Here is a 25234-nt window from a genome sequence, read left to right as displayed (position 1 = left end):
GTGGATTTCCGCCCGGTATTCAGTTCGTTAGCACGCGATAGCACGGCACATAGGCGCTGCTGCCCGGGAGTTTCATGCGGTGCTGCTGCACAAAAGCCTGCAGCAGGCGGTCGAGCGCGCGCATGATCTCCGGCTCGCCATCGATTTCGAACGGGCCGTATTGTTCGATGGCGCGCACCCCTTCGTCCTTCACATTGCCCGCGACGATGCCCGAGAAGGCGCGACGCAGATCGGCGGCGAGCTCGTGACGCGGACGATTGCGATGAATCGCCAGCCCACGCATCGCCTCGTGCGTCGGCATAAAGGGTTGCTGGAAAGTGAGCGGAATGTTCAACGACCAGTTGAAGAAGAACGCATCCTTGTTGTCCAGGCGATGATTGCGAACCTTGTCGACACCACGCGTCGCGGCGTGCGCGACGGCGATCGGATCGTCCACGATGATCTTGTAGTGCTGCGCCACGTCGTCGCCCAGCGCCAATTTCAGGAACATATCGATCTGCTCGAAGTACGCCGCCGATTGCTTCGGTCCGGTAAAGATCAGCGGAAACGGAATGCCCGCGTTATCCGGATGCAGAAGAATGCCGAGCAGATAAAGAATTTCTTCCGCCGTGCCGACGCCGCCGGGGAACACGATGATGCAGTGTCCCATGCGCACGAACGCCTCAAGTCGTTTCTCGATATCCGGCATGATCACCAGCTGATTCACGATCGGATTCGGCGATTCGGCCGCGATGATGCCCGGCTCGGTCACGCCGATATAGCGATTGTTGCGATGACGCTGTTTGGCGTGCGCAATGGTGGCGCCTTTCATCGGCCCTTTCATCGCGCCCGGACCGCAACCCGTGCAGATATCCATGCCCCGCAAACCGAGCTGATAACCGACCGACTTGGTGTATTCGTATTCGTCGCGCGCGATCGAATGACCGCCCCAGCACACCACTAAATTGGGATCGATCTGCGGCTTGAGAATGCGCGCGTTGCGCAGAATTTCGAACACGGCGTGCGTGATGCCTACTGAATCGTCGAGATCGAAACCGCCCTGCTCCAGCTGCGTGGATACGTAAACGATGTCGCGTACCACCGCCACCAGCAGTTCGTTGATACCACGAATGATATGTCCGTCGACGAACGCCTTGGCCGGCGCGTGCGATAGCTCGATCTTGATGCCGCGATCTTGCTGCAAGACTTGAATGTCGAAATCCGGATACTGCTCGAACATGCCGCGCGGATCGTCGCCGATATCGCCCGACGTCAACACCGCGAGCGCGCAACGACGCAGCAAACCGTGCAGTCCCGAACCGCTGGCGTCGCGCAAACGAATCACTTCGTTGCGAGAAAGAATATCCAGACCGCCGGCCGGCGAAATGCGGGCGCTGACGGTGGCGGGTTTGCCGGACTTGTCGATCTGCGTATCGTTCATTCCATCATTCTCCAGGGTCGCATCCTCCACGACGCGTGAATGCTTCGGCGTTCGCGGCCGTCTAGCATCTCGCCTGAGGCACAGCGCGGTCAACGTCGATCCACACAAAAACGCCCCGTTCGAGACAGGGCGTTTTGCTTGGAGCTAGGTAACTTTCGATACCCCTCTCCAAAAACGAAGAGGGGTTATCGCATGGACGCCTATCAGTTAAACGAAGCGCCCACCGTCACCATGTACGTGCGCGGCTGCAGCAAGCCGTAGTACGGCGTGGTGGAGTACAGCGACGGGAACTGCTTCGCAGCCGCGGCGGCCAAGAACTGCGCCGAACCGACGTAGGAGAAAGCGCGCTTGTCGGTGAGGTTGGACACGTTCACCTTGACGTACGGCTTCTTCAACCAATCCCAATCGCCGAAGCGATAGCCGGCGTTGAAGGTGAACGTGGTGAATCCGCCGACGTGTTCGGTGTTCATGTAGTCGCCGTACAGCGAGCTGGTGACGCGGCCAGTCAACTGCGCCCACAGATGCGTGTCGTCGTAGCTCAGGCTGAGGTTGCCGATGTGCTTGGCCGTATCGGGCATCATCTTGCCGTCGGTCGGATAGATGCCGTCGCCGCCACCATCGATGCTGCCGACGATTTCAGCCTTGGTGTAGGTGTAGGAGCTGTACACCGTCCAATCCTGCGCGAACTTGTAGCTCAGCTCACCGTTGAAACCGCGCATGTGCATGCGATGGATCGCGGTGTAGTAGGTCTGGCCCGTGGCGTTGTCGTACGAGCTTTCCTGCTTGTTGTTGTAGTTGCTGTTGTACAAGTCGGCGTTGGCTGAGATCGAATCGCCGTAGTAGCGCCAGCCCAGATCGGTGTTCCACGACGTTTCCGGCTTGGCCAAATCGGCGCCGGCGAACGAGTTGAGCAGCACCACCGTGTTGGTCGGCACGCGGAAGGTCTTGCCGCTGCCGAGGTAGAACTGGTTCTTCTCGTCGAGCTGGAATTTGATGCCCGCGGTCGGCAGCAACTTGTTCCAGCTGCGATCGACCGTGGTGTAGGTTTGCTGCTTGCTGACCGAACCGGCGAACGAGTTCGGATAGTCGTAACCCCAGCCGCTGCGGTTGGCGCGCAGGAACGCGGCGCCGCCGGTGAAGGTCCACTGGTCGCTCGGCGTCCAGTTGTCGGTAACGAAGCCCTTCTCGATTTCGGTGTTGGTGTACTCGTGGTAGTAGGTCATCGGCGCACCGTTCGGGTACGTGATGAAATACGAGTTACCCCACAAGCTGGCCGGCTGACCTTCGGCGCTCACCTGGAAATAGCTGTTGTCCTGCGTCTTGCGCGAATCTTCGTACCAGAAGCCATATTCCAGGCTGTTGTCCAGACCAAAATCCTGGTTGAACTTCACCAGCACGCCCGGACGATACGTCAGCGCGGCGGAGTACGAATACACCACGCCCTGCTGGCCGTTGACGACCGAACCGCTGTTGTTGACGTCCATATCGGCGTTGCCGAAACGGTTGGTCGTCAACGTGCTTTCGGTTACGGTGGCCGAACCGCCGCCGCCGCCGTTGCCGTACCAGAAGTACGGAATCACCGACAAATGCAGCGTGTCGGCCAGCTTGAATTCGCCGTCGAGGCTGAAGAGGTAGCTGCGGAACGGGTTGGTGCGCAGACCGTAGTAATTGGAGTCGTTGCTGAGCGCGCTCTTGAGCTTGGTGCCCGTGAGGCCGGCGAGCGGAATCCACGTGGTGTTGTAGTCGGTGAAGTAGCCGTTCTGCGCAACCTGCGTCTTGGAAACAGTCTCGTAGGCGAAGTTGTTTTCGCGGTTGTACTGCAGCGAGGCGCTGACCGAGTCGTCGCTGTCGATCGTCCACACCGACTTGCCGTCGACCTTGGTCACGTCCATCGTGCCCTTGCCGCGCCACTTGTCGGCGGTGTTGTCGGAGTACGACAACCAGGAACGCACCGGACCCATGTCGCCCGTGTTCAAGCGCACGAAGGTGCGACGATAGTCGTTGCCGCCGATGGTCTGCGTGACGTCCACGCCGCCCTGATGCGGCGGATCGATGGTGGCCCAGCCGATATGGCCGCCGCTGGCGCCGGAGTCGGGCATGTCGACATCGGGAATGCCTTGCAGCACGGTGATGTCGCCCATGTTTTCCGAATCGCCGTACTCGGTGGCGTACACGGAGTAGCTGCCGGTGTCGGTGATCGGCGCGCCGTTGACGGTCATACCGATGTCGGAAGAGTCGTAACCGCGGATGCTGTAGTGGCCGTTCGCCAGACCGGTCACGTCGTCAGTCGCTGCATTGACGCCCGGAATGCTGGAGATCATCTGCGTGAAGTTGCTGCCCGGGCTCGCCTTTTCGATGGCGTCGCGGGTGATCGTCGACACGGCTTTCGGAGCGATCTGCACCGACATCAAACCGCCGCCGAGCGACAGCGATTGCGCCTGCACCGTCACGGCCGACATTTGCTTCACGTCGCGCTGCGTGGCGTTGGACGTCGTGGTGTTGGACGTGCTGGATGCGTTGACGCGCTGCTGGGTGTTGTTGCTCTGGTTTGCCTGCGCCTGATCGGTGCTGGCGGTTTGCGCCATGGCAACGCTGGTGGTGATGCAACAAGCCATCGCAATCGCTGCGGAAAGATGCGTACGTTTCATGAAGAGCCCCGTAGTCCTGTTTTTGAATTCGAGATTTCTAGGTACCGCTTGTCATGACCGTTCAACCATTTTTGCGATAACACGACATCAGCCGGCCTTCCTGACCATTGCTACGCGGCGATCCTTCGACACAAAAAAAGCTCGGGCTCATGGGTCTCATGAACCGCAGCGGCCTTTCTTGGATTCCCTAGGTTTTTTTGTTTCTAGCGAGTCGACGCCAAACGAGTTCGACCCTGGAACATGACCCTAGACAACTTCGTGCAAACAGCTGATCCGTGCGCTTAACCCAAGCGCTCTAACGACGCTCAAGCAGGGAGGAAGCGGTCACGTTTCCTTAGCGATACCTTAGCACAATCCCACATATGCTTTACATTAATTTTACAGAGGCATCTCATCTGTGAAGTATTTGCGTCCACGTGCTGTCTTTTGCGCACAATCTTGCCCCCGCTCAAAAGCAGGCGCATGCAAAAGGCGATGAACGCTTAGGCGCTTTTGCCGAGATAGCGCGCGCGCTTGGCGGGCTTGAGGCGGGAGAGATCGAGCATCACCAAGCCATCGACGCAGCCGGAGAAACCCGGGTCTTCGCCGAAGTCCAGGAACTGCACGCCATCGGGCTCGACCAAGTCTACATATTGGCGATAGAGCACAGGCAGGCTCACACCGAGCGCATCGAGGTGATTGCGCAGCTTGCCCAATCCGCTGACCGGATCCAGGCCTTCCAGTTCGTGGCGCACGCTTTCGAGGACGTCGGCCGAAACCTTGAACGGCTGACGGGCCGACGCAAGACCCGGCGCGCCGAAATAATGCTGATGCGCCGCCGCGATCCACTCGCGCGCCTGGCGCGGCAGATTCACCGACATGCTGACGGGGCCGAACACGTAATGCAGATCCGGATGGCGCTGCAGGTACAAACCGATGCCCTGCCAGAGTTGATCCAGTGCGCGCGAACGCCAGTAGGCCGGCGCGATAAAACTGCGCCCCAGTTCCATGCCTTGCGCGAGTCGCGATTCCAGCGCTGGCGAATAATTGAACAGGCTGGCCGTATACAGACCGGCCATGCCACTTTTCGCGATCAGGTTTCCGCCGTGGCCGAGGCGATACGAACCGACGATGCGCAACGCCTTCGGGTCCCACAACACGAGATGTTCGTAATGGGCGTCGTAAGCGTCCAGATCGCGCCGGGTATTGGTGCCCTCCCCGACTTTACGGAACGTCAGTTCGCGCAAACGGCCGATCTCGCGCAAGGCGGCGCCGTCGGTTTGCCCACGCAAGACGAACAGCTGCTTGCCATCGGAGAGATCCGCGAGCTTTTCGCTCTGCGCCAGGTCCATCGCCACGCGATCGACCGGCTCCGGATGCGCCAGCGGAACCTGTCCGCCGAAAATCAGACCACGACGACGGCCAAGGCGATACACATGGCGACGCATCAGATTCGCCGCGCGCTGCGCATCGTCGCCGCTGCGCTTGGATATTTCTTCCGCGCTGATCAGCGCGCCGACATTGAAACCGATGCGGCTGACGTGCGTGGCCACGGCCTCGCGCGGCAGCATCGCCGTGCTGAGCGGCTTGGCCAGCATCGACAAGCCATAGAACATCGCGGAGTTGCGCGCCGCCACGTGGATCGGCAGCACCGGCACTTTGCCGCGCATCGCAAGACGCGCGAATCCGTCCGACCAACGACCATCGCGCACACCGGACGGCCCCATGCGAGACACTTCGCCGGCGGGGAAAACGATCAGCGCTTCGCCGCGCTCCAACGCGCGATAGAGGTTACGCATACGCGACGCGGTGCCACCGCCGAAGACATCCACCGGCAACAGCAACGGACCGAGCTGCGGAACGGCCGCAAGCCAATCGTTGCCGAGAATGCGCACGTCCTGGCGCACCGAACCAACAAGCTGCAGCAAGGCCATCGCATCGAGCATGCCCAGCGGATGATTCGCAACGATGAGCGCCGCGCCCTCGACAGGAATATGTTCGCGTTCGCGCTGCACAACGTGATAGCTGCAGCCGAGAAATTCGAGCACCTTTTCGACGAAGTCGAAACCCTTGGTGTCGGCCAGCGCATGCAGGACCCGATTGAAACCTGCCTCATCGGCAAGTCGACCCAATACGCCCGCGACGGGCTTGCGAATCATCGGATGTTGCGCAAGCCATGGCAGACGTTCGGTAAGGGCCTGTTCGACGTGAAGCATGACCGCCTCCCTGGGTTTAGCGCCCATGTTGCCGATCAAGTGTGACAACTGCGAGAAATCGCGCAATCAAACTTGTGGTGGCGCAAGAATACACGAAGGGTCCAGGACCGTTTCTTAAAAGCTCGTTCACGACGGGCCAGTCTTATGGCCTAGCGTGGATTTTGCCTTGCTCGACACATCACACGGCCAGGTGCAAATACGCCGCAATACCGCCGAGGAACATCTGCACCGACAGCGCGATCAGCAGCATGCCCATCACACGTTCCAGCGCGGTGAGCACGCTTTCGCCCAGCCAGCGGAACAAATACGTGGAACTGAGCAGAATCAGCGCCGTCGCCAGCCACGCACATAAGAGCGCAATCGCCCAATCCGCGGTGCGTCCCGGTTCCGTATTGGTGAGCAGCAGCAACGCCGCCATCGCGGATGGTCCGGCGACACCGGGAATCGCCATCGGCACGATGAAAGGTTCGCCCTCGCCGGATTTTCCGAAAATGCCGCCTTCCGCAGGCGGAAACACCATGCGGATGCCGATCAGGAACAACACGATGCCGCCTGCGATGCTGATCGATTCTTCGCGCAACTGCAGCAGCTTGAGAATCAGCTGCCCGCCCATCAGAAACACCAGCAACACCGCCAGCGCGATCAGCAATTCGCGAATCATCACAAAGCGACGGCGCTTGGGCGGCACATCTTTGAGCAAGGTCAGAAAGATGGGGATATTGCCCAGGGGATCCATGATCAGGAACAGCAGGATCGCTGCCGACATGGTCGTCATCTGCGTTTGCATGCCGTCCCCTTTTTATGCGGCGGTTTGTGCGACAGCGTCGAGTGCGATCATGCCACGCGCAGATCAAGTACGCCGCCGCGCATCGCGGCAGCCTCATCGCTAAGCAAATACACGGCGGCGTCTGCGGTGGCGTCTGGCAACGGCTGCTGCATCGTGTCTTCGCCGAAGTACGCGGTACGTCGCAACGTCGTGCGCATGGGCGCAGGCAGCAAGGCATGCACGCGGAACGCGCCGGTGTCGTGCTCGTCGTGAAGGATCGCCACGAAACGCTCCAGCGCCGCCTTGGATACGCCGTACGCACCCCAATGAGCACGCATCACCAGATCGGGATTGTCCAACACGAAAATCGCTGCGCTGTCTGGCGCGGCCGTCAACAACGGTAGGCACGCCTGCGTCAGCGCGAACGGCGCCGACACATTGACATGCAGCGCGCGCAACCACGCGTCCGGTTTGTGCATCGACATCGGCATAAGGCCGGCGAAGCTTGCGGCAGCATGCACGATGCCATCGAGCCGGCCGAGATCGCGCTGCAAGCCCTCGGCGAGCGCCTCGTAATCGCTGGGCGTGGCGGCTTCCATATCGAGCGGATGGATCACCGGCTCGGGTAGGCCTTCGCTGATCATCGCGTCGTAGAGTTTCTCCAATTGCCGCTTGCGCTTTCCGGTCATCACTACGGTGGCGCCGGCGCGCGCGGCCGCGCGCACGACGGCGCTGCCCAGTCCGCCATACGCGCCGGTAACCAACACAACACGACCGGCCAGCGCGTTGCCGGCAGGCGACCAGGACTGCGGCAATCGATGCAACGGCAGACTCATGCGGGACTTCCTCCCGCCACGTCGCACGCCATGCGCGCGAGCTCGCCGGAAGCTTTCAGATCTTCCGCGATATCGCAGCCGCCGATCAGCTCGCCCTGGATGAAAAGTTGAGGGAACGTCGGCCAGTTGGCGTAGTGCGGCAAGGCGGCCCTGATTTCCGGATCGGCCAGCACGTTGACCGGATGGAACGTCGCGCCCGCATCGTTCAACGCCTGCGCCGCGCGCGCGGAAAATCCGCACATCGGAAACTGCGGCGTGCCCTTCATAAAAAGCACGATGGGGTGCTCGGCCAACACGGCCTTGATTCGCTCGTTGACGTCCATAACTTCAGATTCATCACTACAATGCAGGCAGCTTAGTAGTGTACCAGCCGTCCGGGCGGCCCATCCGGCCCGCACGCCCGTTACCCCTTATCCTCAGCCAACGCCCAGGAGTTACCCATGGCGATCGAACTTCCCCCGTTGCCTTATGAAAAGAATGCGCTAGAGCCGAACATTTCGGCCGAAACGCTGGAGTATCACTATGGCAAGCACCACCAGGCCTATGTGACCAACCTCAATAACCTGATCAAGGGCACCGAGTTCGAAAGCGCCGCGCTCGAAGACATCATCAAGAAGTCCTCCGGCGGCGTGTTCAACAACGCAGCGCAGGTTTGGAATCACACGTTCTATTGGCATTCCATGCACCCGCCGAAGAAGGACAACGCACCCGCCGGCAAGCTGGGCGATGCCATCAACAAGGCGTTCGGCTCGTTCGACAAATTCAAAGAAGAATTCACCAAGTCGGCCACCGGCAATTTCGGTTCGGGTTGGACCTGGCTGGTGCAGCGCCCCGATGGCGCGCTGGGCATCGTCAACACGTCCAACGCCGCCACACCGATTACCGGCAGCGACAAGCCGCTGTTCACCATCGACGTATGGGAACACGCGTACTACATCGACTATCGCAACGCGCGCCCGAAGTATGTCGAGTCGTTCTGGGAATTGGTGAACTGGGATTTTGCGGCGAAGAATCTGGTTTAATCTAATTAAACCGCCTTTTCGCGTTCGCTTCCTCTCCCCTTCGGGGAGAGGATTGAGGTGAGGGGTCACGCTCGCGATGATCTTGCTTGCGAAGCGCTGCTCGAATCACCCTTCTAGCAAGATTGGCCCCTCATCCGCCCTTCGGGCACCTTCTCCCCGCAGGGGAGAAGGACATCAACCAATCACGCGCAGTGCGGGCGCAACTTGATCGTCGCGCTTGAGCACACGCGCAATCTCGCCGATGCGCGCCGCAAGCGTCTTGGCATCTTCGGCGCGCACCGTGGCGTGTCCCACTTTGCGGCCCGCGCGCGGTTGTTTGCCGTAATCGTGCCAATGGCCGTCGACGGTTTGCAGCACAGGCGTGGGATCGGGCAGATCGCCGATCCAATTGAACATCGCAGAAAAACCATGCGCCGAGGTGTCGCCCAACGGCAAGCCAAGCACGGCGCGCACGTGGTTTTCGAATTGGCTGGTGATCGCGCCTTCGATCGTCCAGTGACCGGAGTTGTGCACGCGCGGCGCCATTTCGTTGCCGAGCAATTGGCCGTCTTTGACGAACAGCTCCAACGCGAACACACCGACGTAATCCAGACGTTCGGCCAGCGTACGCGCCAAAGATTCCGCACGCACCTGCAATGCGCCGACGTTTGGCGCAGGCGCAAGACTGAGACTGAGCACGCCATCGGTATGCCAGTTCTGCGTGAGCGGCCACACATGAAAATCACCGTCGCGCGTGCGCACGGCAACGACCGAGAGCTCGCGCTCGAACGGCACGAACGCTTCGAGAATTAAACCATGCGCGTTGGCGCCCAGCGCTTCCCACGCGGCGTCGGCATCCGACAGTTGCTTGATGCGGAATTGTCCCTTGCCGTCGTAACCCAAGCGACGTGTCTTGAGAATAGATGGCGCACCGATGATCGCTAGCGCGCGGTCGAGATCTTCGCGCGTATCCACGGCTTCGAAGGCGGGCGTTTGCAATCCGCATTCGCGAAACAACGTCTTCTCGGCGAGACGATCTTGCGCGACGGCCAACGCACGCGGATTGGGAAACACTGCCACACGCTCCGCCAACCAATGCGCGGTATCGGCCGGCACATTTTCGAAATCGAAGGTGACTACATCGACTTCAGCCGCAAATTTTTCGAGCGCGGCGTAATCGCTCCAGTCGGCGAGCAGCAGCGGAGATACCTGTCCGGCGCACGCATCCGGCGCGCTATCGACCACCAGCGTTTTCACGCCGAGCGGCGCAGCAGCGAGCGCAAGCATGCGGGCGAGTTGTCCGCCGCCCAGAATGCCCAGCACGGATTGTTTGCGTTCGGTCACGAGCGAGGGTCCGGATTGTCCAGCACGGTCTGCGTTTGGCGCGCACGGTATTGCTCGACCGCCTTGGCCAGCGCCGGGTCATGCAGCGCCAAGACAGAGGCGGCAAGCAGGCCAGCGTTGACGGCGCCTGCACGCCCGATCGCCAACGTGCCGACGGGAATACCGGCCGGCATCTGCGCGATGGAAAGCAGGGAATCCATACCGTTCAGCGCCTTGGACTGGACGGGAACGCCGAAGACCGGCAAACGGGTCTTGGCCGCCAGCATGCCTGGCAAGTGCGCGGCCCCGCCGGCGCCGGCGATGATGACCTGAATACCGCGCTGCACCGCCTCTTCGGCGTACTGGAACAGCAGGTCCGGCGTACGGTGCGCAGACACCACGCGCACCTCATGCGGTACGCCCAGCTCCTGAAGTACGTCGGCCGCGTGCGTCATGGTTTCCCAATCCGAACGCGATCCCATCACCACACCCACTCGCGGCGCTGCAGCTGTTCCCGTCATGGTCCGGTCGTCCAAAAGGGGTTATTGTACGGACTTCGCCGCATTGCAACGAGATCCAGCCGTTATTCATGGATAAGCGCCTCCTCGACATCCTCTGCTGCCCGGTCAGCAAAACCCCGGTGCGCCCGCTTAACGCTGGCGAGCTCAATGCCGTGAATCGAGCCATCGAGGGCGGTCAGGCGCTCAACGTGGCGGGGGCTGCGGTGCACAACCGCTTGGCCGAAGGCCTGATTACCGTCGACCGCAAGGTGATCTATCGGATCGAAGACGGCATTCCCGTCATGCTTCCCGAAGAAGGCATCGGCACGACCCAGTTCACCGACTTCCCCGCCGTTTCGTAGGATTTTGCTCCTATAATCGGAGACAAAACGTCGTCTGAACGAACACTCCACAAAACCATGACGCCGGACATGGCGAGGAAAGCCGATTTCGCTTATGTTGCGCTGATCGGCGGCATTCCTGGCTCAACCGTCCTCGGTTGTTCAAGGTGTGAGACTGTCGTTTACGGCAGCAATCGGCACCGGCCTAGCCAGCCAACCACAGGGGTGTGGCGATGAAAGAAGCCAACGAGTCGTCGAACATCGTTAATCTCAGCCAGCGCCTGGACCCCTCCAGCGGTCGGGGAGGCGATTTGTTGAACGCTGTTCGGACGATCGCCGCCCGCCGCCTGCAGCAGTACATCGGCAACATGTTCGAGCACGTCGACGACGCGCTGTTCGACCTTGCCGAAAAAGCCGAAAACAACGCCGCGCAGATGCATTACTTCGACGGCATGCGCGAAGTGCGCAAGCGCCGCCCGGTGATCGAGCGCAGCTTTCTGGCGCTGGTGTCGCGCGAATTGAACGACTTCGCAGGCGGCCAGGGTTCGCCCTCGCAGCCCGGCTCGCCATCGCCCGCCCCCGGTTCCGTCGAGCTGTCGCTGGTCGCGGACAACGAGTTGGAAGAATCGCTGGCTATCACCAGCATGATCGGCAAGAACGAAGCGCGTCTTGCGCGCGATCTGTTCGCCGTGAATCAGCGCCTGTCGGTGATCTGCGGCGGCGCGCGTATCGAAGACTCGACCAATCCGATCGGCCCCGCGCTGTTGACCCAGGCATACCGCCAGGCGATGCGCGAACTCAATGCCGACATGCGCGTCAAGCTGATCATCTATAAGCTGTTCGACCGCTACGTGCTGGCTTCTTTGGATGAGCTCTACCAAGAGGTCAATACCGAATTGATGCGCGCCGGCGTGCTGCCGCAGCTCCGTCAAGAAGGTGCGCGCAACGCTCCGAGCGGCACTGCAGCGGCGGGCGCCGGTGGCGAAGTACCGGCTCCGGTGCAAGCGGACGACAGCGAAACATCGGCCGAATTGCTGCAGACCTTGCGCGCGCTTTTCAGCGCCCGCCGTGCGCATCCGAACGTACCGCTTTCTGCGATGACGGCGGGTCCGCTGCCGACCGCCAACGAATTGATCGGCGCGCTGAGCGTGCTGCAAAGCCAAGCCGCCATGGTGCCGATGCAGCCGATCGTCACCGGCGCGAGCACGCTGGATATCGCCGAGCAGGTGTTGCATCTGAAAGAGCAGCTCATGCTGCAGCTCGGTTCGCTGCGCGGTCAGCGTCCGGGTCAGATCGCTACGATCGATGAAGACACCATCGATCTGGTCGGCATGCTGTTCGAGTTCATCCTCGAAGACCGCAACCTGCCGCCGCAGATGCAGGTGTTGCTGGCCCGACTGCAGATCCCGTACCTCAAAGCCGCCATTCTCGATCGCAAGCTGTTCGCCCATCGTCAGCATCCGGCGCGTCGCTTGCTGGACGGCTTGGCGGACGCCGCCAAGAGCTGGTCGGAGGAATCGGATCGCGACGGTCGTTTGCACGATACCGTCAAGGCCATCGTCGAGCGCCTGCTGCAGGAATTCGACGACGACATGACGATCTTCGATCGCCTGACCGCCGAGCTGCAGCAGTTTCAGGAAACCAATCGCCGTCGCGCAGAGCTGGCCGAACAGCGCGTCGCCGAATCTACGCGCGGTCGCGAGAAACTGGAACAGGCGCGCCGTCGCGCCGCACGTGAAATTCTCAACCGCATCGGCGATCACACGCTGCCGCCGCTGATCCACGGCGTGCTATCGCGCGCGTGGGCCAACTATCTCGTGCTGACGATTCTGCGCAAAGGCGAGGAATCGACCGAATTCCGCGAAGCGCTACGTTTCGTCGATGCGTTTATCGCCAGCACCAGGCCGGTGCGCACGCCGGAAGCCAAGCGCGATCTGCGCCAGCTGCTGCCCGGCATCGAACGCGCGCTGCGCAAAGGGTTGGCGAACGTCGCGTTCCAGGACGCCGACATCGAGAAGCTGCTCGGTCAGCTCCACACCTACTATCGCCAGCAACTGGGCGAGGCCGCACCGCAGACGGAAACGCCGGCCGCCGAGGCGGCTCCCGCGCCGCTGCCGATTCCGGAAAGCATCCAGCCGATCGCCGAAAACATCGCCGATCTGGACGACGATTCGGCCAATGCCGAACCCGAAGAAGAAGCCATCGCGCCGGAAGTGCGTGACGAGTTGGAGCACGTCAAGTCGCTCAAGCCTGGCACGTGGCTGGAATTCAATAGCGAAGGCGATCATTTCGAGCGCGCCAAGCTGTCGTGGATCAGCCCAATGAGCGGGCGCTACTTGTTCGTGAATCGTCGCGGCTTGAAGGTCGCCGATTACTCGCCGTACGAACTGGCCGTGGTGATCACCGAAGGCCGTGCGCGCATCCTCGCCTCGAACGCCTTGTTCGATCGAGCGATGGACGCCATCGTCGACCGGTTGAGTCACGAAGAAACCCGGACCGACGAATCGCCCTGATTCGTCGTTCTCTCGGTCCATTCACATACACATCGCATAAACAGGCTGGGGTTCGCGCAAGCGAACCCCACTTCGTGTGATGCGCCGATTTCTTCGCGCAGTGAAGTAGCATGCGCGCTGGATCGTCCCTCGCCCAACCTCTGCCACCCCGGAGAGGACAACTCTTTCGATGCAGATCACGCTATGACAACTGCCTTTCGATTCTCGCCACCCGATCAGACACTCATCAACGCCGATGTGGAGCGCGCGTTTGCGGAAGATATCGGGCATGGCGACGCCACGGCCAGCCTTCTTCCGGAAGGTGCGCAGGCGAGCGCACAACTCGTCTGCCGGGAAGATGCCGTCGTCGCCGGCATCCCCTGGTTCGACGCCTGCGTGCACAAGCTCGATCCGCATGCGCGCATCACGTGGCACGTCAGCGACGGTGATCGCGTGACGCCAAATACGATCCTTTGCGACATCCAGGGCCGTGCGCGAGCGCTTGTCAGCGCCGAACGCTCCGCCTTGAATTTCCTGCAGCTGCTATCCGCAACGGCCACCACCACGGCGTCGTATGTCGCCGCCGTCGCCGGCACCAAGACGCGCGTGCTCGACACCCGCAAAACCATACCGGGCTTGCGACTGGCGCAGAAATACGCCGTGCGATGCGGCGGCGGCCACAACCATCGCATCGGGCTCTACGACGCAATTCTGGTGAAGGAAAACCACATCATCGCCGCCGGCAGCATCGCCGCCGCAGTGCAAGCGGCGCGTCGACTTCATCCAACGTTGTTGCTGGAAGTGGAAGTGGAAAACCTGGACGAACTGCAGCAGGCGCTGGATGCGGGCGTGGATCGCGTCATGCTGGACAATTTCACGCCGCCGCTAATGCGTGAAGCGGTCGCGCAAGCCGACGGCCGCGTGCCGCTGGAGATTTCCGGCAACGTCAACCTGCAAACCATTGGCGAGTACGCGAGCACCGGCGTGGATTACATCTCAGTCGGCGCACTGACCAAGCATGTGAAAGCAGTCGATCTTTCGCTGCGTTTGCAGATCGACTGACTTGCGGCATCCGCCAGTCGCCCACACACTGCGGGTATGGGCGACCTCGCTACCCTTTTATTGCTTATCGCGTTATTGGCCATTGTTGGCGCCTGGCTTGCGCTAAGCCGCGCCCGCGACCGCGCCATCCAGGAAGCGCGGTGGCGTTGTCAGCAGCATGGATTGCAGTTGCTCGATGAAACGGTGGGCCTGAGCGGCGTGCGTTTTCGCCGCTTCCGGGGGCAACGCATGCTGGAGCGCCGCTACAGCTTCGAGGTAAGCATCGACGGCGACGACCGCGAAGCCGGGAATTTGTGGATGATCGGCAACATGCTCACGGCGCTCATTCTTCCTACGATCGAGCTGTATACGCCGGAATATCCGGAACACGCTGCGGACGAAGCGTCCGTGCCACCGAGCGGCAACATCGTGCCGTTTCGGCGCCACCATCGCGATAAAGACGTACGCCACTAAAAGACGCGTCGCGCCTCGTCACTTCACCACGCGCAAATGCGAACCGGCGCCGCGCTTGGGTTTGTCGCCATCGGTCGAAGGCGGTTCGGACGAAGGCGGCGGGGACGGCGGATCGTGCGGCGGCTCACCGTCTTCTTCGTCGGCCGGAAACATCATGCCCTGCCCGTTTTCCTGCGCATACAAGGCCAGTACCGCGGGAATGGGAATCTGGATGCTGTGGCTGACGCCGGAAAAACGCGCCTGAAAACTGATCCACTCGTTGCCCAAGTCCAGGTTGGCCACCGCGCGCATGGCCAGGTTGAGCACCACTTGTCCGTTCTTGATCACATGCGGCGGCACGCGCACGCCGTTGCGCGTGGCGTCGACCAGCATGTACGGCGTGAGGTTGTTGTCGCTGATCCAGTCATAGATCGCCCGCAGCAGATACGGACGATTGGAGGACATTTGATGCGAGTCTTGCTGGGTCACCTGAAGGGCGCTCTGACTGAAGTTGGGTGGATGTCACCGGTTCTGTCTGGTCGCAGACCGCAGGGCAACGACGTATTGAATGTGAAAGGACGGGGTGATGTCCAGGCCGCCGCCGCTACGGCGCCCTCAACGCTCGTTCTTCCGTGGTCAGGCTACGAGCATACCCTTGGCTGTGGAAGAGGCGTTCGCCGTAATCCATGATCGGCTTGCCTTCGCGCCCCAGGTCCACCCCCAAGGCAGGCAAACGCCACACCACGGGCGTGACCAGGCAATCGGCCAAGCTCATTTCGGGGTTGAGAAAGAATTTGGACGCCTTGAACAAAGGCAGGGCTTCCAGCAAGTGTTCGCGCAACCGTTTGCGTGCGACGTCCGCCGGCTTGCCGCCGGCCTTGATGTGCTCCACCTCCGGCAACCAATCGCGTTCGATGCGCACCGTGGCCAGCCTCAACCGCGCGCGGGAAAGCGGATCGATCGGCATAAGCGGCGGATGGGGGTAGCGCTCGTCCAGGTATTCGCAAATCACCGCGGTGTCGTAGAGCGTTAGCTCGCGATCGACCAGCGTCGGCAGGGTGGCATAGGGATTGAGATCGAGCAGATCCTGCGGCGGCTTGGCCGTATCGACCGGGATCAGATCGTAGGTGACCCCTTTCGCTGCCAGCACCAGCCGCACGCGATGACATTGGATGTCATCGGCCGCGGAGTACAGGGCGAGTACTGTCCGGGAACGAGCGTTCTGGACCATGCACCATCTCCCCAGGTGAGGTGGCCGCAAGAATGGCGTTTGCCATCTGCGGCCACAAGTCCCTTATACCTTTTAGGGACGTATCTTTTTAGTGGACGTCCTTCCAATATTCTTTTTTGAGCAAGTACGCCAGGAAGGTAAACCCAAGCAGGAACAAGACGACCCAGATGCCGTAACGATGACGCTGCAACGCAGCCGGCTCGGACACGTACTCAAGGAAATTGGTGATGTCGCGAGCGGCTTGCTGATATTGCTCCGGCGTGAGTTTGCCCTGATGCAGCAAGGTCAGCTTTTCCACTTCCGGATCGTCGCCCGGCTTGGCGGGTTTCATCACCGGCACTTGCTCACCTTGCAACTCCCACAGTGGGAACGGCATGGCGGCGTTAGGCAGCACCGTATTGTTCCAACCGATAGGACTCTTGGGGTCGAGATAGAACGAATTGAGATAGGCGAAGACCCAATCCGGACCTTTCGCCGAGACTTCCAACGAGAGATCCGGCGGCGCCTTGCCGAAGAACTTCTGCGCGTCGTCCGGCGGCATGTGCGAGATCACCGTGTCGCCGAATTTCCCGCCGGTGAAGTTCAAGTTGTTCATCACGTCTTCCTGGGTCAGACCCAGGTCGTCCGCCATGCGCTCGTAGCGCAAGTACTTCAGTGAGTGACAACCCACGCAGTAGTTGAAGAACAGATGCGCGCCGCGCTGCAACGATGCCTGATCGCGCAGATTGGTCCCTGCCGAAGGCAGCTCCGGACCTTCTTGGGCCATGACCGACGTAGCGCCAAACAACAGGCCGAACGCCAGCGCAAAAATGGAGATGTAGCGCTTAGTCATGCGTGGTCACCCGTTCCGGAACCGGCTTGGTTTTTTCCCAGCCAAGATGCGTGTAAAGCCACAGGAAAACGAAGAATCCGAAGTAGATGAGCACCAACACGCGACCGAATACGTTGTCCCATGCCGTGATGTCGATATCTTGGCCAAACCATTTCGGGAAGTAATCGTCGGTGAGGTCGGTGCCGATAAACACCAGGCCGAAGAAGGCCAGGATAAAGAGCGTCAATGCGACTTTGTAGCCGGTACCGCGATAGCGGATCGACTTGACCTTGCCCGCATCGATCCACGGTAACGCGAAGAGCAGCGCGATGGAGCCGAACATGCCCAGCACGCCCCACACCGCCGTGCCCATCGCCGAAGGAATCATGCGCACGATCGCGTAGAACGCGGTGAAGTACCACACCGGTTTGATCTGCAGCGGCGTGACCAGGTTATTGGCAGCGACTGAGTTGTCGTGTTCCAAGAACCAACCGCCCAGCGTCGGCTGGAAGAAGATGATGAACGCGGCAATGGCGAGGAACAAACCGACGCCAACCAGATCCTTCAGCGTGTAATACGGATGGAACGGAATGCCGTCGGCCGGCTTGGTCGGATCCCAGCGATTGCCCTTCGGGCCATGCTTGACGTCCACGCCGTCCGGATTGTTCGAGCCCACTTCATGCAGCGCCGCCAAGTGCAGCACCACCAGCAACAGCAGCACGATCGGCAGCGCGATGACGTGCAACGCGAAGAAGCGATTGAGCGTCGCGTCGGCAGGCAGGTAATCGCCCATGATCCATTCGACCAGATCCTTGCCGATCACCGGAATCGTCCCGAACAAGGAAACGATCACCTTCGCGCCCCAGAACGACATATTGCCCCATGGCAACACGTAGCCCATGAACGCCTCGGCCATCAGCACCAGGAAGATCAGCATGCCGAGCAACCACACCAGCTCGCGCGGCTTCTGATACGAGCCGTACATGATGCCGCGAAACATATGCAGGTACACCACCACGAAGAACAGCGACGCGCCCGTGGAGTGCATGTAGCGGATCAGCCAGCCCCACTCCACGTCACGCATGATGTACTGCACCGAGTCGAACGCACCGGTCGCGCTCGGGTCGTAATTCATGGTGAGGAAGATGCCGGTGACGATCTGATTGACCAACACCAGTAAGGCCAGCGAACCGAAGTAATACCAGATGTTGAAATTCTTCGGCGCGTAGTATTCGGTCATGTGCTTGCGATACACGGGCATCAAGCCCGGCGCACGCTCGTTGAACCATTCGCCGATATTCGAGAAGACGTTCGCCATTACGCTGCCCCTTCCTTATCGACGCCGATCTGCACCGTCGTGTCATCGAGAAACTGATAAGGCGGAATCGCCATGTTCTTCGGCGCCGGCACCCCTTGATACACGCGTCCGGCCATGTCGTAGCGCGAGTGATGGCACGGGCAGTAATAACCCCCTTGCCAATTCGGATCGAAGGGTTCGGGCTTCATCTCGCCCACGTAGTTGGGCACGCAGCCCAAATGCGTGCAGATACCGATCATCACCAGCCACTCGGGCTTGATGGAACGGGTCGCGTTCTGCGCGTACTTCGGCTGCTGATCGACGGATGAGCCGGTGGACGCCGGATCGACCAGGCGAGCGTCTTGCTGGGGCAATGCCGCCAACTGCGTCTGCGAACGATTGACGATAAAAACCGGAAGGCTGCGCCACGCCACGATCAACTGCTGACCGGGCTCGATCTTCTTGAGCGACTGCGTTACCGGAGCGCCGGCGGCACGAGCTCTTGCACTGGGTTCCCACGACTTGATGAAAGGCACTACTGCCGCCACTACGCCTACTCCCCCCACTACGGCCGTAGTCGTAGTGAGAAAGCGGCGGCGGCCTTGATCGACGACTTCGTTCGCCATCAGGCTCTCCGGTATTGCATGCCATTGACACTGCAGAAACCAGATACTGCCGATGCGGACGAAAAAGATTGCGCTTCGCCGACCGCCCCAGGATCGTGCCCCTGCAAAATCCAAAATCGAACTACTTAAAAAATCGCGTTAGTCTAGCCTCAGGCTAAGAACCCTACAATAAAACCGCACAGGCGGTCACGTCGCTCTGCCACACTTACGCGCTTACCTTCCACAGACTCATACGACATGAAGCATGCCGCCGGCATCGTCGCCTTTATTGCCCGATTCGTCGTACTGGGGTTGGCGATCGCGTTCGTAATCAGTCTTGTGTGGCCGGGTGTCGGCGATCGCTTGCGCGCCCGCTTCGGACTGCAATCGTCGACAACCCCCGCAGCGAGCGCGACATCGCCCGTTGCGTTACAAACCGAATCACCTCAAGCGAGCGCGCCAGCCTCCTACGCGGATGCCGTCGCCAAAGCCGCGCCATCGGTGGTCAACATCTACGCCAACAAAGTCGTGACCGAACAAGCCGTGCGCATGTTCACCGATCCGTTGATGCAGCAGCTGTTCGGCGGCACGCCCGTCGGTACGGTGAAGCGTCGCGAACAGAGTCTCGGCTCCGGCGTGATCGTCAGCGCGGACGGTTACGTGCTTACGAATAACCACGTGATCGCCAACTCCGACAACATCCAGGTTTTGCTCTACGACGGACGCGTCGCCAAAGCTACCCTGGTCGGCGCGGACGAAGAAACGGATCTTGCCGTGCTGAAGATCGCGGACGCCGGAAACTTGCCGGTGATTCACATGGCCGATCCGAGAAGGTCGCGCGTCGGCGATGTGGTTTTGGCCATCGGCAATCCGCTCAATCTCAATCAGACCGTAACCATGGGCATCATCAGCGCCCTCGGCCGTCAGTTGAGCAACAGCAGCCCGGAAGATTTCATCCAGACCGATGCGGCGATCAACCTCGGCAACTCCGGCGGCGCACTGGTCAACAGCAACGGTGACTTGGTCGGTATCAACACCCTCCTGATCGGCAAGGCAGCCAACGCCGAGGGTATCGGTTTTGCCATTCCGGTCGATACCGCCACCAACGTACTGCGACAATTAATCGCAACCCACCGCGTCACACGCGGCTGGCTGGGCGCCAACTACGGCTTCGTTCCCGTGGCCGCCGACAGCGGCCTGCCGGCGGCCGCTGCACGCGGCGCGCAGGTGACCGACGTCACCCCTGGCAGTCCCGCCGCGCTGGCAGGGATCCAGCCGCACGATATTTTGCTGCGCCTGGGCGACGACGACATTCGCGACCCCGCCGATCTCAGTCGGCAGGAAGCGGCGTTGAAGCCCGGCAAAAAGGTCGAAGTATCCGGCCTGCGCAATGGCGTGCCGTTCCATGTGCTGGTGAGCGTGATCCAGCGACCACCGCAAACGCCGACGGCGGCCTCGGCGTCGAGCAGCGGCAGCGACACCTGATTGGCGATCGCTCGCTTGGTCGCTAGAGACTTGCCGACAGCGGCGGATGCAAGGCTTTGGAATAGCGCTGCAGCAATTCGCCAACGCGCTGCACGTAGACCTGCGTTTCCGCATACGGCGGCACGCCGTTGTAGTGCTGCACGGCGCCGGGACCGGCGTTGTACGCCGCGGCAGTCAGGCGCACGTCACCGTTGAAGTTGCGCATCAGCACGCCGAGATAACGCGCACCGCCGCGAATGTTCTGCACCGGGTCGAACGCATCGAGCACACCCATATCGTTCGCGGTACCGGGCATCAACTGCATCAACCCTTGCGCGCCTTTCAACGACATCGCGCGCGGATTGAACGCACTTTCGGCTTGGATGATCGCGCGCAAAAACGCCTCATCCACGCCCGATTCCAAACTCGCCTGACGAATCACTTCTTTGTAGGCGTCGAGATTGAGCGCGACCGTGCCCCAGTTGATCGTCGAATGCAGATTGCACGCCATGCACGTGGCGATGTAGCTGAAAAGACGTGTGACGTTGTTAGCTTGCGCACCGGCTGGCGCGATGTTGGTGTATTCCACGCTGCCGTCGCGATGAACCACGCGATAGACCGCGCCGCGTAATACGCGATTGTCTTGCGAGTCTTGCGAACCTGCCGACGCGAAGGCATCCGGCGATGCGGTACGCGATTCGTCGTATGTCCATTGCCCCGGCTTTCCGGTGGGCGAAGGCGCCGTCGCGATCGCCCGCGCTGTCGTCTCGACATTGCCCGCGACCCGGTCGAGTGAAACGACGATCGGCGCGACCGCCGTGGCCGTGGTTTCGGCCCAGCCTGTGACCCAGGCCAACGAGGTGACTTGCCGAGACATCACCCGACGCGGCCCTGAGTGAGCCACCTCGGTCTGGATCGATGTCATCGCCTTGCAGTCGCGGTAACCGGCTTTGGTGGTCGTAAACACCGTCTCGCCCTGGGACCCGGCGCATCGATAAAGCACGCCTGCCTTGGCCGGCCGTGCCGCCAGCACCAAGACACACCCCAGCATGACCAGCAATGTGATCAAAAAATGTGCAGGGAGATCCGCTGACCGGCGGCCGTGGCCTCCCCTTTGGCGTACGGCGGCAAACATGGCGGCAGTTTGCGCCCATGTCTGGCTTACGCCAAGCCTCAATCATGGGTTTCGTGAGCCAGGACATGCCCGCAAGTGCTTGATCCGTCAGTGGCAGGCCGGTCGGACGGCTAGTATCATGTCGGGTTCGACGCCATCCGCGCCACGCCTTCAGACCCACGGTACCCATCGCCATGAGCGGCAAGCTTTTCATCAAGACCCACGGCTGCCAAATGAACGAGTACGACTCGGCCAAAATGGCCGACGTGCTGAAGGCATCGCACGGCCTGGAATTGACCCAGGACGAGTCGGAAGCGGACGTGATCCTGGTCAACACCTGCTCCATCCGCGAAAAGGCACAGGAAAAGGTCTTCAGCCAGCTCGGTCGTTGGAAGGAATACAAGCAGGGCGGCAAGCCCGTGCTGATCGGCGTGGGCGGTTGCGTGGCCTCCCAAGAAGGCGAGGCGATCATCAAGCGCGCGCCGTACGTGGACTTGGTGTTCGGCCCGCAAACGCTGCATCGCTTACCCGAACTGATCGAAGCCAAGCGCGCCACCGGCAAGCCGCAGGTGGACATCAGCTTCCCCGAAATCGAGAAGTTCGACCGCCTGCCCGAACCGCGCGCCGACGGCCCGACCGCCTTCGTATCGATCATGGAAGGCTGCTCCAAGTACTGCAGCTATTGCGTGGTGCCGTACACGCGCGGCGAGGAAATCAGCCGCCCGTTCGACGACGTGATCGTGGAAGTGGCGCAGCTCGCCGAGCAAGGCGTGCGCGAAGTGATCCTGCTGGGTCAGAACGTCAACGCCTATCGCGGCCCGACGCACGACGGCGGCACCGCGGATCTGGCCGTGCTGATCCACGCCATCGCGCAGCTCGACGGCGTCGGCCGCATCCGCTTCACCACTTCGCATCCGCTGGAGTTTTCCGATTCGCTGATCGAGGCGTACGCAAACGTGCCGAAGCTGGCGAACTTCCTACACCTGCCCGTGCAAGCCGGTTCCGACCGCATTCTCGCGGCGATGAAGCGCGGTTACACCACGCTGGAATTCAAGCAGAAGATTCGCAAACTGCGCGCCGTGCGTCCGGACATCTGCATTTCGTCCGACTTCATCGTCGGCTTCCCCGGCGAAACGGACGACGACTTCGAGAAGACCATGAAGCTGATCGACGACGTCGGCTTCGACCAGAGTTTCTCCTTCATCTTCTCTTCGCGCCCCGGCACGCCCGCGGCCAACCTCGACGACGACACGCCGTCCGAGGCGAAACATGAGCGCCTCGCACGCCTGCAAGCCGTGCTCAACGCAAACGCTAAGCAGATCAACGATGCGATGGTCGGCACCGTGCAACGCGTGCTGGTGGAAAAACCCAGCCGTAAAGACCCGAACGAACTGACCGGGCGCACCGAAAACATGCGCTACGTGAACTTCCCCGGCCCTGCGCGCTTGATCGGTCAGTTCGTCGATGTGGTGATCACCGAAGCGATGACCAATTCATTGCGCGGACGTGTCGCCAGCGTAGGCAGCGAAGAAGCCGCCTGAATCGCGCGCATGACCGTCGACGCTGATCTGATGATTCGGCAAATCGGCGCGGACGAGTTCCCGCGCGTGTGGCCGATCTTTCACAGCGTGATCGCGGCGGGCGACACTTACAGCTATCCACCCGATCTTAAAATGGAACAGGCGCGCGAGTGGTGGACGACCGCGCCTTCCCGTTGTTTCGTAGCCGAGCGCGGCGACGAAGTACTTGGTTGTTACCTGCTTCGCCCCAATCAACCAGGTTTGGGAGATCACGTCGCCAACGCCGGTTACATGGTGTCGCCCAGCGCGCGCGGACAAGGCATTGCCGGAAAGATGTGCGAGCATTCGATGCAGCAGGCGCGCGAGGCGGGCTTTACCGCCATGCAATTCAATTTCGTGGTTTCCACCAATACCGCCGCCGTGCGCCTATGGCAGCGGCACGGATTCAACATCGTCGGACAGGTGCCGGGCGCATTTCGCCATGCAGAACACGGCCCCACCGACATCTACGTGATGCATCGTTACCTATGACTAACGGTTTGAACCAACGCGACTTCGCGCTCGACCCGGAAGACAACGCCCGGCTCGCCAATTTATGCGGCCCGTTCGACGAGCACCTGCGCCAGGTGGAATTGCGCCTAGGCGTGGAAATCGATCATCGCGGCAATCTGTTCCAGGTGATCGGCGAAGAAGCCGCCGCACGCGCCGGCGAAAAAGTGCTGCGCGCGCTTTACGCCACGACGGAAAACGAATCGCTCAACGGTGCGAAGATCAATCTGCACCTGGCCGAATCCGGCATCGATGCGATTTCGGAAGAAGCGGCCGAAGGCGCGCAGGAAGTCGTGATCAAGGTGAAGCGCGGCGTGATCAAGGGCCGTGGCCCGAACCAGGCGCGCTATCTGCACGCGATCACCACGCACGACATCAATTTTGGCGTCGGTCCGGCCGGCACCGGCAAAACGTATCTCGCCGTCGCCAGCGCGGTCGAAGCGCTGGAAGCCAATCGCGTGCAGCGCATTTTGCTGGTGCGCCCGGCCGTGGAAGCCGGCGAAAAACTCGGTTTTTTGCCGGGCGATCTGTCGCAGAAAGTCGATCCGTATTTGCGCCCGTTGTACGACGCGCTGTACGAAATGGTCGGCTTCGAGAAAGTCGCCAAGCTGATCGAACGCAACGTGATCGAGATCGCGCCGCTCGCGTATATGCGCGGCCGCACGCTCAACGATTCGTACGTAATTCTCGACGAAGCGCAGAACACCACGGTCGAGCAGATGAAGATGTTCCTCACGCGCATTGGCTTCGGCTCGGTGGCGGTGATTACCGGCGACGTCAGCCAGATCGACTTGCCTCGCCACGTTCGTTCGGGTTTGCGTCACGCGGTGGAAGTGCTGCGCGGCGTGGATGGCATCAGCTTTACCTTCTTCACGTCGCGCGACGTCGTGCGCCATCCATTGGTAGCGAAGATCGTGCGCGCATACGAGGCGTTTGAAGAACAAAACGACCCCCAAGACAAACCCAAGTCCGCGCACTGATCGACACCTATATGCCCGCCACGACGAACCTCGCCACTGTGCATTTGAGCTACGGCGTACCGCGCGCCGGCGTGCCTGCGCCCGCTAGTTTTCGTCGTTGGGTGGACGCAGCTCTGGCTGGCGCTCGTCGCCGCCAACCGGCCGAGCTAGCGATACGCATTGTCGGCACGCGCGAAGGCCGCACGCTCAACCGCTCGTATCGCGGCAAGGATTACGCGACCAACGTGCTTTCGTTTCCCGTGGACCTGCCGCCCGGCGTTCGTCTGCCCTTGCTCGGCGACATCGCCATTTGCGCCCCGGTGGTCAACCGCGAATCCCGCGAACAAGGCAAGCTGGCGGCTCATCACTGGGCTCACCTCACGGTGCATGGCGTGCTGCATCTGCTCGGTTATGACCATATCGTCGAAACGGATGCCGAACGGATGGAGACCCTGGAAACCCGCATCCTCAAGGGCCTGGGTATCGCCGATCCCTACCAGGCGTGAGCGTTCGCAACTGCCCGCCCGGCAACGACAATTTGGCGTGGGGCTCGGCTTGATGGCGAGCGAAATCGCCCCATGTCTAGCTTGTCCCGTAACCTTTTTGGCAGCCGACCACGTGTCCTAAGCTCTGAATTGTCACGGTTTTTCCGCTAGACTCACTTTTCC

At 61.1% G+C, this 25234-nt stretch carries 24 protein-coding genes; 10 read left to right on the top strand and 14 right to left on the bottom strand.

Annotated features, from left to right (window positions below; genetic code table 11):
• Positions 1 to 19: 19 nt before the first annotated feature.
• The 6 genes from ppnN to grxD form a co-directional block, all read right to left on the bottom strand.
• Entirely contained in the window at positions 20 to 1420 is a 1401-nt protein-coding gene (gene ppnN / locus L0U79_RS06810; RefSeq protein ID WP_233841120.1) for a nucleotide 5'-monophosphate nucleosidase PpnN, read from the bottom strand.
• Positions 1421 to 1623: 203 nt separating this feature from the next.
• Entirely contained in the window at positions 1624 to 4068 is a 2445-nt protein-coding gene (locus L0U79_RS06805; protein WP_233841119.1) for a TonB-dependent receptor, read from the bottom strand.
• A gap of 482 nt (positions 4069 to 4550) precedes the next feature.
• Positions 4551 to 6263, bottom strand: coding sequence for a lysophospholipid acyltransferase family protein (locus tag L0U79_RS06800; protein ID WP_233841118.1), 1713 nt, complete (start codon positions 6261 to 6263; stop codon positions 4551 to 4553).
• Positions 6264 to 6441: 178 nt separating this feature from the next.
• Positions 6442 to 7038, bottom strand: coding sequence for a YhgN family NAAT transporter (locus L0U79_RS06795; RefSeq protein ID WP_233843856.1), 597 nt, complete (start codon positions 7036 to 7038; stop codon positions 6442 to 6444).
• 59 nt (positions 7039 to 7097) lie between these two features.
• Positions 7098 to 7865, bottom strand: coding sequence for an SDR family NAD(P)-dependent oxidoreductase (locus L0U79_RS06790; RefSeq protein ID WP_233841117.1), 768 nt, complete (start codon positions 7863 to 7865; stop codon positions 7098 to 7100).
• Positions 7862 to 8188: a Grx4 family monothiol glutaredoxin gene (gene grxD, locus L0U79_RS06785; RefSeq protein ID WP_233841116.1), complete on the bottom strand. Its 327-nt coding sequence runs from the start codon at positions 8186 to 8188 to the stop codon at positions 7862 to 7864. Before grxD ends, L0U79_RS06790 begins: the two co-directional genes overlap by 4 nt.
• 117 nt (positions 8189 to 8305) lie before the next feature.
• Here grxD and L0U79_RS06780 point away from each other — a divergent pair, with 117 nt between their 5' ends.
• The gene (locus L0U79_RS06780; RefSeq protein ID WP_233841115.1) at positions 8306 to 8887 is read left to right on the top strand and encodes a Fe-Mn family superoxide dismutase; all 582 of its coding nucleotides are present in this window, start codon (positions 8306 to 8308) and stop codon (positions 8885 to 8887) included.
• Between the two features lie 174 nt (positions 8888 to 9061).
• Here L0U79_RS06780 and L0U79_RS06775 read toward each other — a convergent pair whose 3' ends face one another.
• Together L0U79_RS06775 and purE are read right to left on the bottom strand one after the other, a co-directional pair.
• A complete protein-coding gene (locus L0U79_RS06775; RefSeq protein ID WP_233841114.1) occupies positions 9062 to 10210 on the bottom strand; it encodes a 5-(carboxyamino)imidazole ribonucleotide synthase in 1149 nt (382 codons plus the stop codon).
• The gene (purE, locus tag L0U79_RS06770) at positions 10207 to 10710 is read right to left on the bottom strand and encodes a 5-(carboxyamino)imidazole ribonucleotide mutase (protein ID WP_233841113.1); all 504 of its coding nucleotides are present in this window, start codon (positions 10708 to 10710) and stop codon (positions 10207 to 10209) included. Before purE ends, L0U79_RS06775 begins: the two co-directional genes overlap by 4 nt.
• Positions 10711 to 10778: 68 nt before the next feature.
• Between purE and L0U79_RS06765 the strand changes: the two genes are divergently transcribed.
• From L0U79_RS06765 to L0U79_RS06750, 4 genes are all read left to right on the top strand, one after another.
• Positions 10779 to 11051: a Trm112 family protein gene (locus L0U79_RS06765; protein WP_233841112.1), complete on the top strand. Its 273-nt coding sequence runs from the start codon at positions 10779 to 10781 to the stop codon at positions 11049 to 11051.
• Positions 11052 to 11263: 212 nt separating this feature from the next.
• Positions 11264 to 13543, top strand: a complete 2280-nt coding sequence (locus tag L0U79_RS06760; protein WP_233841111.1) for a DUF1631 domain-containing protein — start codon at positions 11264 to 11266, stop codon at positions 13541 to 13543.
• A 183-nt stretch (positions 13544 to 13726) separates the two neighbouring features.
• Positions 13727 to 14584, top strand: coding sequence for a carboxylating nicotinate-nucleotide diphosphorylase (gene nadC / locus L0U79_RS06755; protein ID WP_233841110.1), 858 nt, complete (start codon positions 13727 to 13729; stop codon positions 14582 to 14584).
• 36 nt (positions 14585 to 14620) lie between these two features.
• Entirely contained in the window at positions 14621 to 15037 is a 417-nt protein-coding gene (locus L0U79_RS06750; RefSeq protein ID WP_233841109.1) for a DUF3301 domain-containing protein, read from the top strand.
• Between the two features lie 18 nt (positions 15038 to 15055).
• On the opposite strand, the gene L0U79_RS06745 is transcribed toward L0U79_RS06750, so the two are convergent.
• The 5 genes from L0U79_RS06745 to petA all read right to left on the bottom strand — a co-directional run bounded on the left by L0U79_RS06745 (position 15056) and on the right by petA (position 18981).
• A complete protein-coding gene (locus tag L0U79_RS06745) occupies positions 15056 to 15481 on the bottom strand; it encodes a ClpXP protease specificity-enhancing factor (RefSeq protein WP_233841108.1) in 426 nt (141 codons plus the stop codon).
• 139 nt (positions 15482 to 15620) lie between these two features.
• On the bottom strand, positions 15621 to 16247 hold the full coding sequence (locus L0U79_RS06740) for a glutathione S-transferase N-terminal domain-containing protein (protein WP_233841107.1): 627 nt from the start codon (positions 16245 to 16247) through the stop codon (positions 15621 to 15623).
• A gap of 88 nt (positions 16248 to 16335) precedes the next feature.
• Entirely contained in the window at positions 16336 to 17079 is a 744-nt protein-coding gene (locus tag L0U79_RS06735; RefSeq protein WP_233841106.1) for a cytochrome c1, read from the bottom strand.
• Entirely contained in the window at positions 17072 to 18376 is a 1305-nt protein-coding gene (locus L0U79_RS06730; RefSeq protein ID WP_233841105.1) for a cytochrome bc complex cytochrome b subunit, read from the bottom strand. The genes L0U79_RS06735 and L0U79_RS06730 overlap by 8 nt, the downstream gene beginning before the upstream one ends.
• Positions 18376 to 18981 carry a ubiquinol-cytochrome c reductase iron-sulfur subunit gene (gene petA, locus L0U79_RS06725; RefSeq protein WP_233841104.1) on the bottom strand — a complete coding sequence of 202 codons (606 nt, stop codon included), beginning with the start codon at positions 18979 to 18981 and terminating at the stop codon, positions 18376 to 18378. The genes L0U79_RS06730 and petA overlap by 1 nt, the downstream gene beginning before the upstream one ends.
• A 237-nt stretch (positions 18982 to 19218) precedes the next feature.
• Between petA and L0U79_RS06720 the strand changes: the two genes are divergently transcribed.
• Positions 19219 to 20445 carry a trypsin-like peptidase domain-containing protein gene (locus L0U79_RS06720; protein WP_233841103.1) on the top strand — a complete coding sequence of 409 codons (1227 nt, stop codon included), beginning with the start codon at positions 19219 to 19221 and terminating at the stop codon, positions 20443 to 20445.
• 22 nt (positions 20446 to 20467) lie between these two features.
• Here L0U79_RS06720 and L0U79_RS06715 read toward each other — a convergent pair whose 3' ends face one another.
• Positions 20468 to 21493, bottom strand: a complete 1026-nt coding sequence (locus L0U79_RS06715) for a lytic transglycosylase domain-containing protein (RefSeq protein ID WP_233841102.1) — start codon at positions 21491 to 21493, stop codon at positions 20468 to 20470.
• A 239-nt stretch (positions 21494 to 21732) separates the two neighbouring features.
• Between L0U79_RS06715 and miaB the strand changes: the two genes are divergently transcribed.
• Genes miaB through ybeY form a run of 4 tightly spaced genes read left to right on the top strand, consistent with a single transcriptional unit; the run spans position 21733 to position 25072 of the window.
• The gene (miaB, locus tag L0U79_RS06710) at positions 21733 to 23079 is read left to right on the top strand and encodes a tRNA (N6-isopentenyl adenosine(37)-C2)-methylthiotransferase MiaB (RefSeq protein WP_233841101.1); all 1347 of its coding nucleotides are present in this window, start codon (positions 21733 to 21735) and stop codon (positions 23077 to 23079) included.
• A 9-nt stretch (positions 23080 to 23088) separates the two neighbouring features.
• Entirely contained in the window at positions 23089 to 23589 is a 501-nt protein-coding gene (locus L0U79_RS06705; RefSeq protein ID WP_233841100.1) for a GNAT family N-acetyltransferase, read from the top strand.
• On the top strand, positions 23586 to 24587 hold the full coding sequence (locus L0U79_RS06700) for a PhoH family protein (protein ID WP_233841099.1): 1002 nt from the start codon (positions 23586 to 23588) through the stop codon (positions 24585 to 24587). Before L0U79_RS06705 ends, L0U79_RS06700 begins: the two co-directional genes overlap by 4 nt.
• A gap of 11 nt (positions 24588 to 24598) precedes the next feature.
• Positions 24599 to 25072, top strand: a complete 474-nt coding sequence (ybeY, locus tag L0U79_RS06695; protein ID WP_233841098.1) for an rRNA maturation RNase YbeY — start codon at positions 24599 to 24601, stop codon at positions 25070 to 25072.
• Positions 25073 to 25234: the final 162 nt, after the last annotated feature.

The sequence above is a fragment of the Dyella sp. 2HG41-7 genome (genome assembly GCF_021390675.1).
In the GTDB taxonomy this organism is placed as follows: Bacteria; Pseudomonadota; Gammaproteobacteria; order Xanthomonadales; family Rhodanobacteraceae; genus Dyella_B.
The sequence above is the reverse complement of the archived record's forward strand: the minus strand, read 5'-3'. Positions and strand labels throughout refer to the sequence as shown.

Excerpts from the sequence above, each read along its gene's own strand:
- ppnN (WP_233841120.1), bottom strand. The coding sequence starts at position 1,420 with ATGAACGATACGCAGATCGACAAGTCCGGCAAACCCGCCACCGTCAGC.
- L0U79_RS06805 (WP_233841119.1), bottom strand. The coding sequence starts at position 4,068 with ATGAAACGTACGCATCTTTCCGCAGCGATTGCGATGGCTTGTTGCATC.
- L0U79_RS06800 (WP_233841118.1), bottom strand. The coding sequence starts at position 6,263 with ATGCTTCACGTCGAACAGGCCCTTACCGAACGTCTGCCATGGCTTGCG.
- L0U79_RS06795 (WP_233843856.1), bottom strand. The coding sequence starts at position 7,038 with ATGACGACCATGTCGGCAGCGATCCTGCTGTTCCTGATCATGGATCCC.
- L0U79_RS06790 (WP_233841117.1), bottom strand. The coding sequence starts at position 7,865 with ATGAGTCTGCCGTTGCATCGATTGCCGCAGTCCTGGTCGCCTGCCGGC.
- grxD (WP_233841116.1), bottom strand. The coding sequence starts at position 8,188 with ATGGACGTCAACGAGCGAATCAAGGCCGTGTTGGCCGAGCACCCCATC.
- L0U79_RS06780 (WP_233841115.1), top strand. The coding sequence starts at position 8,306 with ATGGCGATCGAACTTCCCCCGTTGCCTTATGAAAAGAATGCGCTAGAG.
- purE (WP_233841113.1), bottom strand. The coding sequence starts at position 10,710 with ATGACGGGAACAGCTGCAGCGCCGCGAGTGGGTGTGGTGATGGGATCG.
- L0U79_RS06765 (WP_233841112.1), top strand. The coding sequence starts at position 10,779 with ATGGATAAGCGCCTCCTCGACATCCTCTGCTGCCCGGTCAGCAAAACC.
- L0U79_RS06760 (WP_233841111.1), top strand. The coding sequence starts at position 11,264 with ATGAAAGAAGCCAACGAGTCGTCGAACATCGTTAATCTCAGCCAGCGC.
- nadC (WP_233841110.1), top strand. The coding sequence starts at position 13,727 with ATGACAACTGCCTTTCGATTCTCGCCACCCGATCAGACACTCATCAAC.
- L0U79_RS06750 (WP_233841109.1), top strand. The coding sequence starts at position 14,621 with ATGGGCGACCTCGCTACCCTTTTATTGCTTATCGCGTTATTGGCCATT.
- L0U79_RS06745 (WP_233841108.1), bottom strand. The coding sequence starts at position 15,481 with ATGTCCTCCAATCGTCCGTATCTGCTGCGGGCGATCTATGACTGGATC.
- L0U79_RS06740 (WP_233841107.1), bottom strand. The coding sequence starts at position 16,247 with ATGGTCCAGAACGCTCGTTCCCGGACAGTACTCGCCCTGTACTCCGCG.
- L0U79_RS06735 (WP_233841106.1), bottom strand. The coding sequence starts at position 17,079 with ATGACTAAGCGCTACATCTCCATTTTTGCGCTGGCGTTCGGCCTGTTG.
- L0U79_RS06730 (WP_233841105.1), bottom strand. The coding sequence starts at position 18,376 with ATGGCGAACGTCTTCTCGAATATCGGCGAATGGTTCAACGAGCGTGCG.
- petA (WP_233841104.1), bottom strand. The coding sequence starts at position 18,981 with ATGGCGAACGAAGTCGTCGATCAAGGCCGCCGCCGCTTTCTCACTACG.
- L0U79_RS06720 (WP_233841103.1), top strand. The coding sequence starts at position 19,219 with ATGAAGCATGCCGCCGGCATCGTCGCCTTTATTGCCCGATTCGTCGTA.
- miaB (WP_233841101.1), top strand. The coding sequence starts at position 21,733 with ATGAGCGGCAAGCTTTTCATCAAGACCCACGGCTGCCAAATGAACGAG.
- L0U79_RS06705 (WP_233841100.1), top strand. The coding sequence starts at position 23,089 with ATGACCGTCGACGCTGATCTGATGATTCGGCAAATCGGCGCGGACGAG.
- L0U79_RS06700 (WP_233841099.1), top strand. The coding sequence starts at position 23,586 with ATGACTAACGGTTTGAACCAACGCGACTTCGCGCTCGACCCGGAAGAC.
- ybeY (WP_233841098.1), top strand. The coding sequence starts at position 24,599 with ATGCCCGCCACGACGAACCTCGCCACTGTGCATTTGAGCTACGGCGTA.